The sequence below is a fragment of the Fictibacillus nanhaiensis genome (genome assembly GCF_019801215.1).
In the GTDB taxonomy this organism is placed as follows: domain Bacteria; phylum Bacillota; class Bacilli; order Bacillales; family Fictibacillaceae; genus Fictibacillus; species Fictibacillus nanhaiensis_C.
Genome location: NZ_JAHVJO010000001.1, coordinates 275,279 through 293,561 on the forward strand (window position 1 = coordinate 275,279; position 18,283 = coordinate 293,561).

General features: G+C 40.3%; 14 protein-coding genes. All 14 read left to right on the forward strand.

All coding sequences use genetic code 11. The features are described from left to right. Nucleotides 1-37: 37 nt before the first annotated feature. The 14 genes from ilvB to yihA all read left to right on the forward strand — a co-directional run bounded on the left by ilvB (nt 38) and on the right by yihA (nt 18,216). Entirely contained in the window at nt 38-1,756 is a 1,719-nt protein-coding gene (gene ilvB, locus KUV80_RS01375; protein ID WP_246624999.1) for a biosynthetic-type acetolactate synthase large subunit, read from the forward strand. Further along, nucleotides 1,753-2,271 carry an acetolactate synthase small subunit gene (ilvN, locus tag KUV80_RS01380; RefSeq protein WP_222460900.1) on the forward strand — a complete coding sequence of 173 codons (519 nt, stop codon included), beginning with the start codon at nt 1,753-1,755 and terminating at the stop codon, nt 2,269-2,271. The genes ilvB and ilvN overlap by 4 nt, the downstream gene beginning before the upstream one ends. 15 nt (nt 2,272-2,286) lie before the next feature. Next, the gene (gene ilvC, locus KUV80_RS01385) at nt 2,287-3,312 is read left to right on the forward strand and encodes a ketol-acid reductoisomerase (protein ID WP_222460901.1); all 1,026 of its coding nucleotides are present in this window, start codon (nt 2,287-2,289) and stop codon (nt 3,310-3,312) included. Beyond that, nucleotides 3,299-4,840 carry a 2-isopropylmalate synthase gene (locus KUV80_RS01390; protein ID WP_222460902.1) on the forward strand — a complete coding sequence of 514 codons (1,542 nt, stop codon included), beginning with the start codon at nt 3,299-3,301 and terminating at the stop codon, nt 4,838-4,840. Before ilvC ends, KUV80_RS01390 begins: the two co-directional genes overlap by 14 nt. A gap of 19 nt (nt 4,841-4,859) precedes the next feature. Further along, a complete protein-coding gene (gene leuB, locus KUV80_RS01395) occupies nt 4,860-5,954 on the forward strand; it encodes a 3-isopropylmalate dehydrogenase (RefSeq protein WP_222460903.1) in 1,095 nt (364 codons plus the stop codon). 12 nt (nt 5,955-5,966) lie between these two features. After that, nucleotides 5,967-7,403, forward strand: a complete 1,437-nt coding sequence (gene leuC / locus KUV80_RS01400) for a 3-isopropylmalate dehydratase large subunit (protein ID WP_222460904.1) — start codon at nt 5,967-5,969, stop codon at nt 7,401-7,403. Next, nucleotides 7,390-8,043 (forward strand): 3-isopropylmalate dehydratase small subunit, encoded by a 654-nt coding sequence (leuD, locus tag KUV80_RS01405; protein ID WP_222460905.1) that lies wholly within the window; start codon nt 7,390-7,392, stop codon nt 8,041-8,043. Before leuC ends, leuD begins: the two co-directional genes overlap by 14 nt. Then, nucleotides 8,027-8,980 (forward strand): threonine ammonia-lyase, encoded by a 954-nt coding sequence (gene ilvA, locus KUV80_RS01410; RefSeq protein ID WP_222460906.1) that lies wholly within the window; start codon nt 8,027-8,029, stop codon nt 8,978-8,980. Before leuD ends, ilvA begins: the two co-directional genes overlap by 17 nt. 324 nt (nt 8,981-9,304) lie before the next feature. Next, complete coding sequence (locus KUV80_RS01415) at nt 9,305-10,318, forward strand: hypothetical protein (protein WP_222460907.1); 1,014 nt, start codon at nt 9,305-9,307, stop codon at nt 10,316-10,318. 105 nt (nt 10,319-10,423) lie between these two features. After that, entirely contained in the window at nt 10,424-11,716 is a 1,293-nt protein-coding gene (tig, locus tag KUV80_RS01420; RefSeq protein WP_222460908.1) for a trigger factor, read from the forward strand. Between the two features lie 332 nt (nt 11,717-12,048). Further along, on the forward strand, nt 12,049-13,323 hold the full coding sequence (clpX, locus tag KUV80_RS01425) for an ATP-dependent protease ATP-binding subunit ClpX (RefSeq protein WP_222460909.1): 1,275 nt from the start codon (nt 12,049-12,051) through the stop codon (nt 13,321-13,323). Nucleotides 13,324-13,504: 181 nt separating this feature from the next. After that, nucleotides 13,505-15,172, forward strand: coding sequence for an ATP-dependent protease LonB (lonB, locus tag KUV80_RS01430; protein ID WP_222460910.1), 1,668 nt, complete (start codon nt 13,505-13,507; stop codon nt 15,170-15,172). A gap of 141 nt (nt 15,173-15,313) precedes the next feature. After that, nucleotides 15,314-17,632, forward strand: coding sequence for an endopeptidase La (gene lon, locus KUV80_RS01435; protein ID WP_222460911.1), 2,319 nt, complete (start codon nt 15,314-15,316; stop codon nt 17,630-17,632). Beyond that, on the forward strand, nt 17,629-18,216 hold the full coding sequence (gene yihA / locus KUV80_RS01440) for a ribosome biogenesis GTP-binding protein YihA/YsxC (protein ID WP_222460912.1): 588 nt from the start codon (nt 17,629-17,631) through the stop codon (nt 18,214-18,216). The genes lon and yihA overlap by 4 nt, the downstream gene beginning before the upstream one ends. Nucleotides 18,217-18,283: the final 67 nt, after the last annotated feature.

Below are 18,283 nucleotides of genomic sequence, written 5' to 3' on the forward strand. Positions count from 1 at the left end.
TATATAACAAAGGTTCTAAGTTAAAGGAGGAATGAAAATGAAGGCCAGTTGGGTGGCTGAAAAAAATTCAGTTGAAACTTCATTAGTCTCTGGTGCTGAACTATTTATACAAGGATTACAGAATGAAGAAGTAGACGTATTGTTTGGTTATCCGGGAGGCGCAGTACTCCCAATCTACGATGCGCTTTACAAAGCTGAAATGAAGCATGTACTAACAAGACATGAGCAAGGAGCAATTCATGCAGCGCAAGGATATGCGAGAGTGACAGGAAAACCAGGAGTTGTCCTTGCTACATCAGGACCAGGTGCGACCAACTTAGTCACAGGTATCGCTGACGCAATGATTGATTCGATTCCTCTTGTTATCTTTACAGGCCAGGTAGCAACGAATGTAATTGGGACTGACGCTTTTCAAGAAGCTGATATTGTCGGGATTACGATGCCGATCACAAAGCATAATTATCAAGTCCAACGAGCGGAGGACTTACCAAGAATCATGAAAGAAGCATTCCATATCGCAAATACAGGGCGGAAAGGTCCTGTATTAATCGACATACCGAAAGATGTTGCGGTAAAAACAGCTGAAATAAAAGAAACTGCTTGCATTCATCTCCCGGGATACCAGCCGACGTTAAAGCCTAATATCCTTCAAGTTAAGAGGTTAAATGAAGCGCTCCTACAAGCTAAAAACCCTGTTCTTTTAACAGGAGCTGGGGTATTAGCAGCAAAGGCAGAAAAAGAATTAGCAGCATTTGCTGAGTATCATCAGATTCCAGTTGCTCAAACACTTTTAGGGTTGGGAGGCTTTGCTGCAGAACATCCGCTGTGCTTAGGTATGGCAGGCATGCATGGCACATATGCCGCCAATATGGCCCTTTACGATTGTGATCTTTTAATAGGTGTGGGTGCAAGATTTGATGATAGGTTAACAGGAAATCTTGATCATTTTGCCAAAAAAGCGGTGATTGCTCATATTGATATTGACCCTGCTGAAATCGGAAAGAATGTTCCAACGGAAATTCCAATTGTAGGTTGTGCTAAAGAAACGCTGTCAGCTATAAATCAGATCGCAGACGAAAAGGGGGACTATAACGATTGGGTCATACAGCTTTCGCAATTTAAAAGTGAATACCCGCTAACTTACAAAACAAATGAGTCAGAGCTGAAACCACAGAAATTAATGCAAATTCTGCACGAAGTTACACAAGGAGGAGCAATCGTTTCAACTGATGTAGGACAGCACCAAATGTGGGCTGCACAATATTATAGGTTTTCTGACCCGAACAGATGGATTACATCAGGTGGTTTAGGAACGATGGGCTTCGGTTTTCCAGCAGCAATCGGTGCAAAAGTAGGGAAACCAGAACTGCCGGTCATCGCAGTTGTTGGGGACGGCGGATTTCAGATGACACTTCAGGAACTGGGTGTACTCCAAGATTGGGGGCTGCCTGTAATCGTCGTGATTGTCAATAATAAATCTCTCGGCATGGTAAGACAGTGGCAGGAAATTTTTTATGAGAAACGATTCTCACATTCTCTTCTTGATATTCAACCTGACTTCGTAAAGTTAGCTTCTGCTTATGGAATTGATGGGAAACTTGCTGAAACTGAAGATGAAGTAAAAGAAGCTTTAACTTCTGCTCTTGCATCAAAGAAACCTTTTGTTCTGGATTGCATCGTTACCGCAGACGAGAATGTGTATCCGATGATTGCTCCAGGAAAAGGACTTCATGAAATGATTGGAGTGAGAGGATGAGACGCATCATTTCAGCAACGGTACTAAACGAAAGCGGTGTATTGAACCGTTTAACCGGGTTGCTGACAAAACGCCAATTTAACATTGAGAACATTACAGTAGGCCATACAGAAGACCCAGCTGTCTCAAAAGTGACTCTGACAGTTTGGGTAGAAGATGACAGAAAAGCAGAACAGCTCGTGAAACAACTTCATAAGCAGATCAATATATTAAAAGTTCGAGATTTAACGAATATGGCTCTTGTTTCAAGGGAGCTTGCACTTATTAAAGTATTAACGACTCCTGATACTAGGAGTGAAATAAAAATGCTCATCGAACCTTTCAGGGCAACAGTTCTTGATGTTTCGTTAGAGAACGTCACTTTAGAAGTGACAGGTGACAGTGAAAAGATAGATGCACTGATTGAATTGCTTCGACCCTATGGCATCAAAGAAATTTCAAGAACTGGTCTTACGGCTATACCTCGTGGAACACAAAAGAAAGTACTTGAACTTCACCCCTATTCTATTATGTAAAGGAGACTCATTAAAATGGCTAAAGTTTATTACGAAAACGAACTAACAAATGATGTGTTAAAGAATAAGAAGGTAGCGGTAGTTGGCTACGGATCACAAGGTCATGCACATGCATTGAACTTAAAAGACAGCGGATATGATGTTGTTGTCGGTGTGCGTGAAGGTAGATCATTTGATGAAGCTGTGAAAGACGGTTTTGACGTATATCCAGTTCGTGAAGCAGCCAGGCTTGCAGACGTTGTTATGGTTTTACTTCCTGATGAAAGGCAGCCAGAAGTATACAAAAATGAGATCCTTCCAGAACTAGCAGCAGGTAATGCCCTCGTATTTGCTCATGGATTCAATGTTCATTATCACCAAGTGGTACCACCTGAGAATGTAGATGTTTTCTTAGTCGCTCCAAAAGGCCCGGGACATCTAGTGCGACGTACATTTGAAGCGGGAGAAGGGGTTCCGGCACTCTTTGCGGTTTACCAAGATGCTACAGGCACTGCTCGTGAAACAGCTCTCAGCTATGCAAAAGGAATTGGATCTGCTAGAGCGGGTGTGCTTGAAACGAGCTTTCAGGAAGAAACAGAAACAGACCTTTTCGGTGAACAGGCTGTCCTTTGTGGTGGGTTATCTTCTCTAGTAAAAGCAGGATTTGAAACACTTACAGAAGCTGGTTATCAGCCGGAAGTTGCTTACTTTGAATGCTTACATGAACTTAAACTAATTGTTGACCTCATGTATGAAGGCGGATTAGAGGGTATGAGATACTCCATTTCAGATACGGCACAGTGGGGTGACTTCCAATCAGGACCACGCGTAATTGACGAAAGAGTAAAAGAGTCTATGAAAGAAGTATTAAAGGACGTTCAATCTGGTGAGTTTGCCAAGGGATGGATCTTAGAGAACCAGGCTAACCGACCTGTATTCCATGTTGTGAACAACCAGGAGAAAAACCATCCTATTGAAAAGGTAGGGAGGGAATTACGAGCAATGATGCCATTCGTTAAAGCCAAACGAAAGAAGGAGGCTGCCCTAAGTGCGAAAAATTGAAATCTTTGATACAACATTGCGTGATGGGGAGCAAACAGCTGGTGTCAATCTGAATACAGCTGAAAAACTCGAAATTGCTAAAAGGCTCGAACGACTAGGTGTCGATGTAATGGAGGCGGGATTTCCTGCTGCTTCAAAAGGAGATCTAGAAGCTGTTAAAAAAATAGCTTCTACTGTAAAAAACTCAAGAGTTACTGGTTTAGCGAGATCCAACAGAGCTGATATTGATTATGCATGGGAAGCTCTAAAAAACGCTGCCGAACCAAGAGTGCATGTTTTTCTTGCAACATCTCCTATCCATATGACCTATAAATTAAAGAAAACACCTGATCAAGTAGTAGAGACGGCGGTTGAAGCTGTAAAATATGCTCTGCAAAAATTTCCGGTCGTTCAATGGTCAGCTGAAGATGCTTGTCGATCAGATCTCGTGTTTCTAGCTCGCATCGTTGAAAAGGTCATTGAAGCAGGAGCAAAGGTCATTAATATACCCGATACAGTTGGTTTTACGAATCCTGAAGAATACGGAAAAATCTTCCGCTATCTTTTAAATAACGTTCCAAATATAGAAAACGCTATTCTGTCAGCTCATTGTCATGACGATCTTGGAATGGCAGTAGCTAACTCATTGTCGGCAATCGAGAACGGAGCTAATCAGGTTGAATGTACGATTAACGGAATCGGTGAGAGAGCTGGAAATGCTTCTCTAGAGGAGATCGCAGTAGCACTAGCCATTCGTGAGGATTTTTATAAAGCAAAAACGAACCTCAAATTAAATGAGATCAGTCGCACGAGCCAGCTTGTAAGCAGACTGACTGGTATTGCGGTTCCTCCAAATAAAGCAGTTGTTGGAAAGAATGCTTTTGCTCATGAGTCAGGTATTCATCAAGATGGTGTATTAAAGGAAAAATCAACGTATGAGATTATTACACCAGAGCTTGTTGGAGTTCCGTCAAATCAGCTAGTACTCGGTAAACATTCAGGAAGGCATGCTTTTAAGGATTACTTGCACAAACTAGGATTTCATCCTGATGACAGCAAACTAAAAGTACTATTTGAAGATTTCAAACAGTTAGCTGATCGAAAAAAAGAGATGACAGAAGAAGACATCTTCGCATTGTTGATCGATCATAAAATTCAGCCGGAAGTGCCGTTGTATCAGTTAAAAGATATTCAAGTAAACTACGGAACGAATCAAATTCCAACAGCTACATTAAGGCTGTTAACACCAGATGGCACGTTAATTCAAGACGCGGCAACGGGCTCTGGAAGTGTTGAGGCTATCTACAATACGCTTAGCAAGATGCTGCCTTCGACCCTCAAGCTAACCGACTATAGAATTCAATCTGTTGGTGCAGGAAGAGATGCACTTGCACAAGTGTTTGTTCAGATCATAAGTGACGGTCATGAAATTAATGGCAGTGGTACTGCTCAAGATGTTTTGGAAGCTTCGGCAAAAGCCTATGTGCATGCTTTTAATAAACTGCAGCTACATTCAGAGAAGAAGAGTTACGAAAGAATAAGCATTTAAAATTTAGGAGGGATGTTAGATGAAGAAGAAGATAGCAGTTTTGCCTGGTGACGGTATCGGACCAGAAGTGGTCAAGAGTGCCTTACAAGTGCTGGAAGGTGTAGGAACGAGGTTTAATCATCAATTTGATACAACTGTTAAAGTATTTGGTGGTGCTGCTATTGACCAGGAAGGGACACCTTTGCCGAACGACACATTGGAATTCTGTAAAGGAAGTGATGCTGTTCTGCTAGGAGCAGTCGGCGGTCCGAAATGGGATAAAGGGAATGTCCGTCCAGAACAGGGGTTATTAGCATTAAGAAAAGCATTAAATGTTTATGCGAACGTAAGACCTGTTCAAGTCTTTCCTGGTCTTGAACATCTATCTCCTCTTAAATCGAGCAGGGTAAAAGGAGCGGATTTTGTTTTTGTTAGAGAACTAACAGGCGGAATTTATTTCTCGGAACCAAAGACTAGGAACGTGGGCGGGGCAGTTGATACATTATCTTATACACGAGAAGAAATTACGAGGATCGTAGAAAAAGCGTATCAACTGGCTGCTAAGAGAAGAAGGAAAGTAACATCTGTCGATAAAGCAAACGTTCTTGAAACAAGCAAGTTGTGGAGAGAGATCGTTGAAGAAACGGCGAAAAAATTTCCAAATGTAGAAACAGAGCACGTGCTGGTAGACTATGCTGCTATGAGAATGATAAGTGATCCTTCAAGTTTCGATGTAATCGTTACGGAAAACATGTTCGGAGATATTTTGTCTGATGAAGCTTCTGTAATTACCGGATCCCTAGGCATGATGCCTTCTGCTTCTCTTAGTGAGAACGGTCCAGGCCTTTATGAACCGATCCATGGTTCAGCACCTGATATTGCAGGAACGGGAAAAGCAAATCCTATTGGAATGATTCTAAGTGTTGGGATGATGCTTCGCCATTCCTTTGGATTAGAAAAAGAAGCGACAGCTGTAGAATTGGCTGTGTTTGAAACTCTTCAAGCGGGTTATCGCACACAGGATATTTATGATGGAACGGGCACTCTCGTTACGACAAAAGAAATGGTTAATCAAATACATTTTAGAATGCTTGAGGATTCAACAAGCGCAACACTTCTAGAGGTTTATGTGTAAGGAGGAATTTCTTTGAGTAAAACAATAATAGATAAACTTTGGGATAGCCATGTTGTTGTAAAAGAAGAAAATAAACCAGACCTTCTTTACATTGATCTGCATTTAATTCATGAAGTGACATCGCCTCAAGCGTTTGCTGGATTAAGAGAAAAAGACAGAACAGTTAGAAGACCGGATTTATGTTTTGCCACGATGGATCATAACATCCCGACAGTAGACCGTTTCAATATAAAAGATGAGACATCCCGCTTGCAGGTAGAAACACTTGAAAAAAACTGTGAAGAATTTGGTATCCAGCTCGAAGGACTAAATTCTGAACAGCAAGGAATCGTTCACGTTATTGGACCTGAACTGGGATTGACTCTGCCAGGTAAAACGATCGTGTGTGGAGACAGCCACACATCCACACATGGCGCTTTTGGAGCACTGGCATTTGGAATCGGCACGAGTGAAGTGGAGCATGTACTTGCTACTCAAACTCTATGGCAGAATAAACCGAAACAGATGAACGTCAGAATTGAAGGGGAATTAGGTTTTGGCGTCACAGCAAAAGATGTGATTTTATGGTTTATTGCAAAGTATGGAACCAATGTGGGCACCGGATATATCATCGAGTTTTCTGGAAGTACAGTCCGAAGTTTCTCAATGGAAGAAAGAATGACACTTTGTAATATGTCAATTGAGGCAGGTGCTAAAGCATCGGTTATCTCTCCTGATGATATTTCTTATGAATATATTGCCGGTAAGCGCTTTGCCCCGAAAAATCAAGATTTTAAACAGAAATGTGAGAGCTGGAGTAAGCTTGCAAGTGAGCCGGAAGCAACGTTTGATCATACCATCGAAATCAATGCTTCAGAGATCGAACCGATGGTCACATGGGGTACGACTCCGTCTATGTGTCTTCCGGTCAGTGGACACATACCAGCAGAGAATCCTTCATCCTCTAGCGAAGAAAAACAATCTTTGCATAATGCTCTCACTTATATGGGTTTTAAAGGCAATGAAAGAATAGATGAGATATCTGTTCAACATGTATTTATCGGGTCTTGTACAAACTCAAGACTCAGTGATTTAATCGAAGCTTCTAAAGTAGTAGAGGGTTCGAAAGTTCACCCAGATGTTCATGCAATCGTTGTACCCGGTTCACAGTCGGTTAAAAGAGAAGCAGAGAAACTTGGCTTGCATAAGATCTTTTTGGATGCAGGATTTCAATGGCGTGAATCAGGGTGTTCGATGTGCCTAGGGATGAATGATGATATCGTTCCAGAAGGTGAAAGATGTGCATCCACTTCAAACCGAAATTTTGCCGGCAGGCAGGGAAAAGGGGCCAGAACGCACTTAGTTAGTCCAATTATGGCCGCTGCCGCTGCTTTGAAAGGTAAATTTACAGATGTTCGTTCTCTCCTCTCTGATCAGCAACTGGAGGTGAACCGTTATGCCGGGGTTTAAATCACATTCTGGTAGTGCGGCAGTCCTTGACCGCAATCATGTAGATACCGATCAAATCATCCCAAAGCAATTTTTAAAAAAAATTGATAAAGCAGGATACGGTGAATTTTTGTTTTATGACTGGAGATACCTCCCTGATGGGAGGGAAGACGCGGCTTTTGAATTAAATCAAGAAGAAACAAAAGGAGCTTCCATCTTAGTTACAGGTAAAAACTTCGGGTGCGGTTCGTCAAGAGAGCATGCACCATGGGCACTAAAGGACTATGGTTTTCAAGTAATTATCGCAGAAAGTTTTGCTGATATATTTTTTAACAACTGTGTAAAAAATGGAATATTGCCGATCAGGCTATCGCAAAATGAAATTCAACAGCTTGGTAAAGATTCTTCAAAACAGGTTATTGAAAATCTGAAAGTAGATTTGAAAGAACAGTTTGTGGCGAAAGCGGACGGAGAAATATTCCGTTTTGATTTTGACCCGTATTGGAAGAAGATGCTTCTGAACGGATGGGATGAAATATCTGTAACCCTTCAACAGGAAGCGAACATAAAAAAATATGAAGATGAGAGGATTGTGAACGGACAATGGGAATTTAACAATCACAGGGGAACGTTTATTCCACGCGATGGAGGAAGTGTCTAAGATTGCGCACCGTACACCGCTCAAACAATCCACAACGTTAAACAAGTGGACGGGTGGAAAGGTGTATATGAAGCTTGAGAACATGCAGAAAACGGGCTCTTTCAAACTAAGAGGAGCTTATTATAAGATTTCAACACTAAATGAAATAGAATGTGCGAGAGGTGTTATTGCTGCTTCAGCAGGCAACCATGCACAAGGATTGGCACTTTCCTGTTCACTGCGTGGCATCAAATCAAAAATCTTTATGCCGGAAAATGCACCACTTTCCAAGATCGAAGCAGTAAAATCATATGGCGCAAATATTGTCTTAGAAGGTGACAATTATCAAGCAGCATATGAAGCCGCTAAAAGAGAAAAAGCGATGAACGAGGGTGTATTTGTTCATCCATTTGACGATTATGACGTGATTGCAGGGCAAAGTACTGTTGCGCTAGAAATGCTTCAGCAAAACCCAGAACTAAAAACGATTGTCGTACCTGTCGGAGGTGGAGGGCTATTAGCAGGCATCGCTTTGGCAGTGAAATCAGTAAGACCAGACGTGAGAGTAGTCGGTGTGCAATCTGTTAACGCCAGTGCTGTATTTCAAGCCTTCACAGGTACTTCTAAAAAATCATTATCTCGCTGCAGTTCGATTGCGGATGGGATCGCGGTTGTTAAACCTGGAGAGATTACGGTTCCTTTGATTTCAAAATATGTAGATGAAATGGTCACTGTTACTGAAGAACAAATCGCATACGCCATGATGTTTATGCTTGAACGAGAAAAAGTGGTCGTGGAGGGAGCAGGCGCAGCAAGTCTTGCGGCAGTCCTGTTTTACAGCCACCTTGTACTTGATCAAAAAACAGGGATTATTGTAAGTGGAGGAAATGTCGATCCTGTAAAGTGGTCCTTGTACAAGGGGATGGCAGATAAGCTGAATTTGAAGAGAATAAGTTAGGTCAAAATGCCCTTAAAGAAGAATCTTTCTTCTTTAAGGGTTTTTCTTAAGGGTACTGTCTCTTCATGTAACGGAAATTTTTTTATATGATGACGTGCCATTTTTATGTGATGGCAGTCATTTTTTATGTGATGATAGATGTTTTTTATGTGATGTCGACCACTTTTTATGTGATAAAGAAAATCTGTTAAGACAATAGGTTTATTTCACTTAGAAAAGATATTCATTTCCGCTTGATAGAGCACATGGCAATTAGGCTGTCTTGAGTTCCCCTCACGAACCTGCTATTCTTTAGTCAAACATTAACGGAAGCGGAGAGTTGTGATGACAAACGATAAGAGCAACAAAAACAATATCATTCGGTTTCCTAATTTAAATGGACGGCTTCTGGAAAAAGGTATGGATTCATTAAAAAACAAAAAATACGATGAATCCCTCTCTTGTTTTGAACAATTGCTTCATTCTGATCCTTTGCATTCACAAGGCAACCTTGGGCTAGTATTAAGTTTGGTTGAGTTAGGAAGATTACATGAAGCAAAAATGAGATGCGACCGGATGCTCAAAGAAGGAATCGGGGAATATTACGATGTTCTTCAGATTTATTTAAGCATCTTAGTACAGTTATCTGAATACATAACGGTAGTCTCCGTAATTGAAGCAGTCTTAGAAGAGCAGAAGATTCCTGCTGACAAAGCTGAATCGTTTTACCAACTCCTTCAATTCAGCAGAAAAGTAATCGAACAGGAGGGAGTTCCAGAAGTTAAAAAAGATCCGGAATCAACGACTAATCCTAATCCGGATTTTCTAGCTTTAAAAGAGATGCTGTCAAGTGAGAAAGCAGACTCGCAGTGGATTGCGGTTCAACAGTTAAAACGGCTGGGACCTGAAATAACCGTTCCGATGTTTGAATCTTTCTTAGTAGATGAGAAAAAGCATCCTGCTGTAAAGAGTCTTATTCTTCAATATTTTAAAGAAAACCAAATAAATAAAATCGTTAAAATTGAAAAATATGGACAGACCGATGAAATCGACATAGCTAAACTTACAGAATTAAACGAACATCCTTTTTATAAGGAAGTAAAAACGTTAATCCAAGACGAGCTCGAACAAGAAAACCCTTCATTACTAGACATTGCACTTGCTGTATGGAAGGATTACACGCTTGCTCTTTATCCTTTTTCGCCAAAGCCTGAAAATAAACTGTTATGGTATGAAGCTTCTGTATTAGCCGCATCCATACTATGTGGAATTGAAGAAGAAATGGAAAATGAAGAAGAAGAATTGCAAAAAGCGGTAAAGCTTCTAGTCGAATTGGAAAGATTTTATTTGCAGAGTTAACAGAAAGTGTTGTAACTTGTTGAAATACACAATGTCTATGCTATAATGGAATGGTTGTAATCTATATGATAGTTATGGAAATACCGATGTTGGAGGGAACATTTAATGAGTGCTAAATGGGAAAAGTTAGAAGGTAATCAAGGTGTCTTAACGGTAGAGGTTGAGGCTTCTGAAGTAGATACAGCTCTAGATCAAGCTTTTAAAAAGGTTGTAAAAACAGTTAACGTACCAGGATTCCGTAAAGGGAAAATGCCGCGTAGACTTTTTGAACAACGTTTTGGTGTAGAGTCTCTTTACCAAGATGCTTTGGATATTTTATTGCCAAAAGCATATGGTGACGCGGTTACAGAAGCAGGAATCGAACCTGTTGACCGTCCAGAAGTAGATATTGAAAAAATGGAACAAGGAAGCAACCTTGTTTTCACAGCTAAAGTCATTGTTAAGCCAGAAGTAAAACTTGGTGATTACAAAGGTCTCGAAGTTGAGAAAGTTGAAACAGAAGTAACAGATGAAGATGTTCAAAACGAACTTACTTCTTTACAAGAACAGCAAGCTGAACTTGTTGTTAAAGAAGATGGTGCAATTGAGAACGGCGATACAGTAAACATCGATTTTGAAGGCTTTGTAGATGGAGAACCTTTTGAAGGCGGAAAAGCGGAAAACTATTCCCTAGAAATCGGATCAGGTTCATTCATTCCAGGTTTTGAAGAGCAGCTTGTAGGTGAAAAAGCAGGAGCGGAAAAGGACGTTAACGTAACTTTCCCTGAAGAGTACCATGCTGAAGAGTTAGCTGGAAAGCCTGCTGTATTTAAAGTTAAAATTCATGACATCAAGTCTAAACAGCTTCCAGAACTAAATGATGAGTTTGCTAAAGAAGCTGAAGGCGATGCTGAAACACTTGAAGACTTAAAGAAGGACCTTCGTGCAAAGCTTGAAGAAAGCAAGAAGCAAGAAGCTGAAAACAAGTCACGCGAAACGGTTATCGAAAAAGCTTCTGAAAATGCAGAAATCGATATTCCAGAAGCGATGGTTAATACTGAGCTAGACCGCATGGTGCAAGAGTTCGGTCAACGTCTTCAAATGCAAGGTATGAACCTAGACCTATACTATCAGTTCTCTGGAACAAGCGAAGAAGCGCTTCGTGAACAGATGAAAGAAGATGCTGGCAAACGTGTTCGCACTAATCTAGTTCTTGAAGCAATCGTTGAAGCTGAAAACATTCAAGTTTCAGAAGAAGAGATTGATGCAGAACTGGCAAAAATGTCAGAAATGTACAAGATGGATGTTGAACAAATCAAGCAAATGCTTGCTATGCAAGGTGGAAACGATGCAGTTGCTGCTGACTTAAAAGTACGCAAAGCAATTGATTTCCTTCTAGAAAATAGCAAAACGGCTTAATCATTTCTAATTGAATCAGAACAAATAGAAACAAGGCGCGATCCTTATTTATCGTGCCTTGTTTTGCAATACATAACATTATTTAGGTAAATTCTCCTGCTCTTTGAAAAATAGGTTTTAAAACACGCAGGATTGTTCATACTTATATAGAGCCATACCATACATATTGAATAAGGGTTTTTATTTCCGTTTTATTATGGAAGTATGATACAATCCATATCATAATCAACGGAATGCTTAAATAGTAGAAATAAATCAAAAAGTGCCTGCTTTTAAATTTATGAAAACAGGTCAAGCGTTTCATCCATATTATTGTTTTAGGGGTGATATCATTGTTTAAATTTAATGATGAAAAAGGGCAATTGAAGTGTTCTTTCTGTGGTAAGACACAAGATCAAGTAAGAAAACTGGTTGCTGGACCAGGTGTATATATCTGTGATGAATGTATCGAACTTTGTACAGAAATCGTAGAAGAAGAACTTGGTACAGAAGAGGATGTAGAATTAAAAGAAGTACCAAAACCAGTAGAAATCCGTAAGATCCTTGATGAGTATGTTATTGGACAGGATCAAGCTAAAAAGTCTTTATCTGTTGCGGTTTATAATCATTATAAGCGAATTAATTCGTCACAAAAATCGGATGAAGTTGAACTTGCAAAGAGTAATATCGCAATGATTGGACCGACAGGAAGCGGTAAAACTCTTCTTGCGCAAACTTTGGCTCGTATTTTAAATGTGCCTTTCGCAATTGCTGATGCTACATCACTAACAGAAGCAGGTTATGTTGGTGAAGACGTAGAAAATATTTTGCTAAAGCTCATTCAATCAGCTGATTATGATGTAGAAAAAGCGGAAAAAGGAATCATCTACATTGATGAAATTGATAAGATCGCACGTAAATCTGAAAATCCTTCCATAACTCGAGATGTTTCCGGTGAAGGCGTTCAGCAAGCCCTTCTTAAAATACTAGAGGGTACTGTAGCTAGCGTTCCTCCTCAAGGTGGAAGAAAGCATCCGCATCAGGAGTTTATTCAAATCGACACGACGAATATTCTATTTATTTGTGGTGGAGCATTTGATGGTATCGAACAAATCATTAAACGCCGTCTAGGCAAAAAGGTTATTGGATTTAGTTCCGACTCTAAACAAGCAGAGTTGAAGGCGGGCGAATACTTATCTAAAGTACTTCCTGAAGACTTGCTTCGATTTGGATTAATTCCAGAATTTATCGGACGTTTACCGGTAATTTCTAACCTAAATCCTTTAGATGAAGATGCACTGATCGAAATCTTAACTAAACCTAAAAATGCTCTTGTTAAACAATATCAAAAGTTATTAGATATTGATGGAGTTGAACTCGAGTTTACAGATGAAGCACTTCGTGAAATTTCTGCACAAGCGATCGAACGTAAAACGGGTGCACGTGGTCTTCGTTCTATCATTGAAGGTGTAATGCTTGATGTGATGTTCGAGCTTCCTTCTCGTGAAGATGTTGCAAAATGTGTGGTTACTAAAGAAACGATTTCTGATAAAGTACCTCCAACTTTAGAGCTTGAAGATGGTACAGTTATTGAGCAATCAAAAGAAACACCTAAAGAGAGTGCTTAAAAAACCAGCATATGCTGGTTTTTTTTTGATTGATAACGAAGAACTCTATCTTTAGTTTCGGTATCTTTATGTTCTTCTTACTTCCGAATTACCAAAATTCTTTTTGACATTTATTTCGTTTAGGTCATCACCTCCAGGGAGATACTATGGGTATCACTACATAAGTATCGGGAGGAAAACCATGAACTGGACAGGGATAGCGTTAATCATTCAATTGTTTTTTGGGATTGTAATCGGATTATATTTTTGGAACTTACTAAAGAACCAACGTTCACAAAAAGTAAGTGTGGATAAAGAGTCAAGAAAAGAGATGGAGCATTTAAGGAAACTTCGATCGATTTCGTTATCAGAGCCTTTGTCTGAACGGGTACGGCCTGGTAAATTTGAAGATATTATCGGTCAAGAAGACGGTATAAAAGCATTGAAAGCAGCATTATGTGGTCCAAACCCGCAGCATGTTATTGTGTATGGTCCTCCAGGGGTCGGTAAGACAGCGGCAGCTCGCTTAGTATTGGAAGAAGCAAAAAGAAATAAAACATCTCCATTTCGATCAACTGCCATATTCGTTGAGTTGGATGCAACAACTGCTCGTTTTGATGAACGGGGAATCGCGGATCCGTTAATAGGTTCTGTTCATGATCCTATCTACCAAGGAGCTGGTGCGATGGGTCAGGCAGGGATTCCGCAGCCTAAGCAGGGTGCGGTGACGAATGCGCATGGTGGAGTTTTATTTATTGATGAGATTGGTGAGCTTCACCCTATACAAATGAATAAACTCTTAAAAGTGTTGGAAGATCGGAAAGTATTTCTCGAAAGTGCTTATTATTCTGAGGAAAATGCAAATATTCCACATCATATCCATGATATATTCCAAAATGGACTTCCGGCAGACTTTCGTATGATCGGAGCGACTACTCGTATGCCCGATGAGATTCCGCCAGCGATTCGTTCAAGGTGTCTTGAAGTCTTCTTCAGAGAGTTACAGCCTGCTGAAATTGAGCTGATCGCTAAACGGGCTGCGGATAAGATACAGCTGGGAATTGATGATGAGTCTTTAAAATATATGGCACAATACGCAAAAAATGGCCGTGAAGCTGTGAATATGGTTCAGATTGCGGCTGGATTAGCGATTACCGAACAACGAAGCACGATTACAAAAGGCGACGTAGAGTGGGTGACCCATTCAAGTCGCATGGCGCCTCGACCAGAACGAAAAATCGGAAACAAACCGAAGATCGGACTCGTGAACGGATTAGCTGTCTACGGACCAACGAGCGGTGCGTTGCTTGAGATCGAGACGACGGTACTGCCAGCGAAAAAACAAGGATCAATTACCATTACAGGTATTGCTGAAGAAGAGAGTATCGGAAATCAGTCAAAATCCATCCGAAGAAAAAGTATGGCAAAAGGATCGGTTGAAAACGTAATTACGGTTCTTCGCTTCATGGGGGTTGATGCATCCATGTATGATATCCATGTGAACTTCCCTGGCGGAGGGCCAGTGGATGGACCTTCTGCTGGAATTGCTATCGCATCTTCCATCTATTCTGCCATCCATAAAATACGTGTTGATCACGAAGTAGCGATGACGGGAGAAATCAGTATTCATGGTAAAGTTAAACCAGTAGGCGGCGTAATGGCTAAAATATTGGCTGCAAAAGACGCTGGTGCAAAACGGGTACTCATTCCTTTTGAGAACAACCAAAAGATATTTGAAAGTATTGAAGATGTCGAGATCATCCCGGTGAAAAAACTATCCGAAGTGTTTCAATACGTATTCTTAGAAGAGAGCGAAGAAGCATCAATACCTGCATCTGCCGCCCTTAATTCCCCTCCTTCTTCAGTTTAAGGAGAAGCAGGGGTTTCTTTTTTATTTAATTAAAGTTTGCCAAATAGCTTACATTAGACAAAGTTAAGCATTATCGGTAGAATTGTACAAAGACTATGCATATACATTATGATTACACAGCAGTTTTCGGAGGTGTTTTTAATGGGGGAAAAACGAGTTCTTCCGCTCCTCCCTCTACGCGGATTGTTGGTTTATCCAACAATGGTTCTTCATTTGGATGTTGGAAGAGAGAAATCTATTCAAGCCCTAGAAAAAGTAATGCTTGATGACCAAATGATTTTTCTATCTACCCAAAAAGAAGTTTCGATTGAAGACCCAGCAATAGAGGAAATTTACGATGTAGGGACATTATCGAAAGTCAACCAAATGCTCAAGTTGCCTAATGGTACGATACGCGTATTAGTAGAAGGAATTCAACGTGGGAAAATTACATCCTTTAAAGATGAAAAGACACATGTTGAAGTGGAAATAGAACTTACAGAAGATGTGGAAGAGAAAAAAGCAGAAACAGAAGCACTAATGAGAGCAGTGCTTGCGCAGTTCGAACAATACATAAATCTGTCTAAAAAAGTTACGCCTGAAACGCTGGCGTCTGTACAGGATATATCTGAGCCTGGAAGATTAGCTGATGTCATTTCATCGCATCTTTCTCTTAAGATTAAAGAAAAACAAAAAATTCTAGAAATTTTTGATATTAAAGAAAGACTCGAACATTTACTAGCCCTTTTAAACAACGAAAAAGAAGTACTCGGGTTAGAAAAGAAAATCGGTCAGCGTGTTAAAAAGGCGATGGAAAAAACGCAAAAAGAGTATTACTTGCGTGAACAGATGAAAGCCATACAGAAGGAACTGGGAGATAAAGAAGGCAAGATGGGCGAAGTAACCTCTCTTAAAGAGCGGATCGAAGCTTCTGATATGCCGGATCACATCTTGGAACTAGCTCAAAAAGAGTTAGATCGTTATGAAAAAATGCCTAATTCTTCTGCAGAAAGCTCAGTGATTCGAACGTATATTGAATGGCTCGTTAATCTACCTTGGAAACAAGAGACGGTAGATAACTTGGATATTCCTCACGCGGAGACCGTTTTAAACGAAGATCATTATGGGCTTGAAAAAGTAAAAGACAGAGTGTTGGAATATTTGGCTGTTCAAAAGTTAACGAATTCCTTAAAAGGACCTATTCTTTGTTTAGTAGGGCCTCCAGGTGTTGGTAAAACTTCGCTAGCTCGTTCTATTGCTAGGGCGATCGGAAGAAACTTCGTCAGAATTTCTCTAGGTGGAGTAAGAGATGAAGCGGAAATTAGAGGCCATAGAAGGACATATGTAGGAGCTATGCCAGGGCGATTAATTCAGGGGATGAAAAAAGCGGGTACGATAAATCCTGTATTTTTACTCGATGAGATTGATAAGATGTCGAGTGATTTTAGAGGAGACCCATCATCTGCGATGCTTGAAGTGTTAGATCCTGAGCAGAACAGTACATTTAGTGATCATTACATTGAAGAAGCATACAACTTGTCAAAGGTAATGTTTGTTACGACTGCAAACTCACTTTCAACGATTCCTGGGCCACTTTTAGACCGAATGGAAGTGATATCGATCGCAGGTTATACAGAAGTGGAGAAACTGCACATTTCCCGCAATCATCTTATTCCGAAGCAATTAAAAGAGCATGGCCTTAAGAAAAGTCAAATTCAGTTTAAGGACGATTGTATCTTGAAGCTCGTTCGCAATTATACGCGTGAAGCAGGTGTGCGTAACCTTGAACGCCAAATTGCAGGACTTTGCCGAAAAGCAGCTAAACAAATCGTTTCTACTGAAAAGAAAAAAGTGGTTATTACAGCAAAAAATCTTGAAGAGTTTCTAGGTAAACCACGTTTCCGATACGGTCAAGCAGAACTCGAAGACCAGATTGGTGCCGCTACAGGTCTTGCGTATACGACAGCAGGCGGTGACACGCTTTCTATTGAAGTAGCTCTTTCACCTGGAAAAGGGAAATTGATCTTAACAGGTAAACTTGGTGATGTGATGAAAGAGTCTGCACAAGCAGCGTTAAGCTATGTACGTACGAAAGTAGAAGATCTAGGCATCGCTCCTGACTTTTACGAGAAGACGGATATCCATATCCACGTCCCTGAAGGAGCGACTCCAAAAGATGGGCCATCTGCTGGAATTACGATTGCAACAGCTCTTGTATCGGCTTTAACGAAGCGTCCTGTTAGAAGAGATGTGGGAATGACAGGAGAAATAACATTAAGAGGCCGTGTATTGCCAATAGGCGGTCTGAAAGAAAAATCATTAAGCGCTCATCGAGCGGGTATTAAAACAATCATACTTCCAAAAGAAAACGAAAAGGATATAGAAGAAATTCCTGAGACCGTAAAAGAAGGACTTTCTTTTATCCTTGTATCCCATCTTGATGAAGTATTAAAAGTAGCATTAGCAGGTGATGAAAAGTGAAGGTAAACACAGCAGAAATCGTTATATCGGCCGTTGGTCCAAAGCAGTATCCGGAAGGTAATCTTCCGGAAATTGCACTGGCTGGAAGGTCGAATGTAGGAAAATCGTCATTTATTAATAAAATGATTCATCGTAAAAATTTAGCGCGCACATCATCCAAACCTGGAAAAACGCAAACACTGAATTTTTATATTTTAAATGAAAGTTTTTATTTTGTGGATGTCCCTGGCTATGGGTTTGCAAAAGTGTCTAAAACAGAAAGAGAAGCTTGGGGTAAGATGATTGAAGAATATCTTGTAGAACGTGAGCAGCTTAAAGCAGTCGTTCAACTCGTCGATCTCAGACATCCGCCTTCAAAAGAAGATTGTTTAATGTACGACTGGCTTAAATATCACAATCTTTCTGTTATTATCGTCGCTACAAAAAGTGATAAAATCCCAAAAGGAAAATGGGACAAACATAAAAAAATCGTGAAAGAAACGCTTAATATGGATCCGAACGATAGGATTGTCTTGTTTTCATCTGAAACAGGGCACGGGAAAGATGAAGCATGGGGAGTTTTAAACTCATATCTATCTAAATAAAGGTTTTTTTGCTAAAAGGATTGTTGCTTTCGGCTCATTTTGTTCATTCTCTTCTGGTCATTTGATT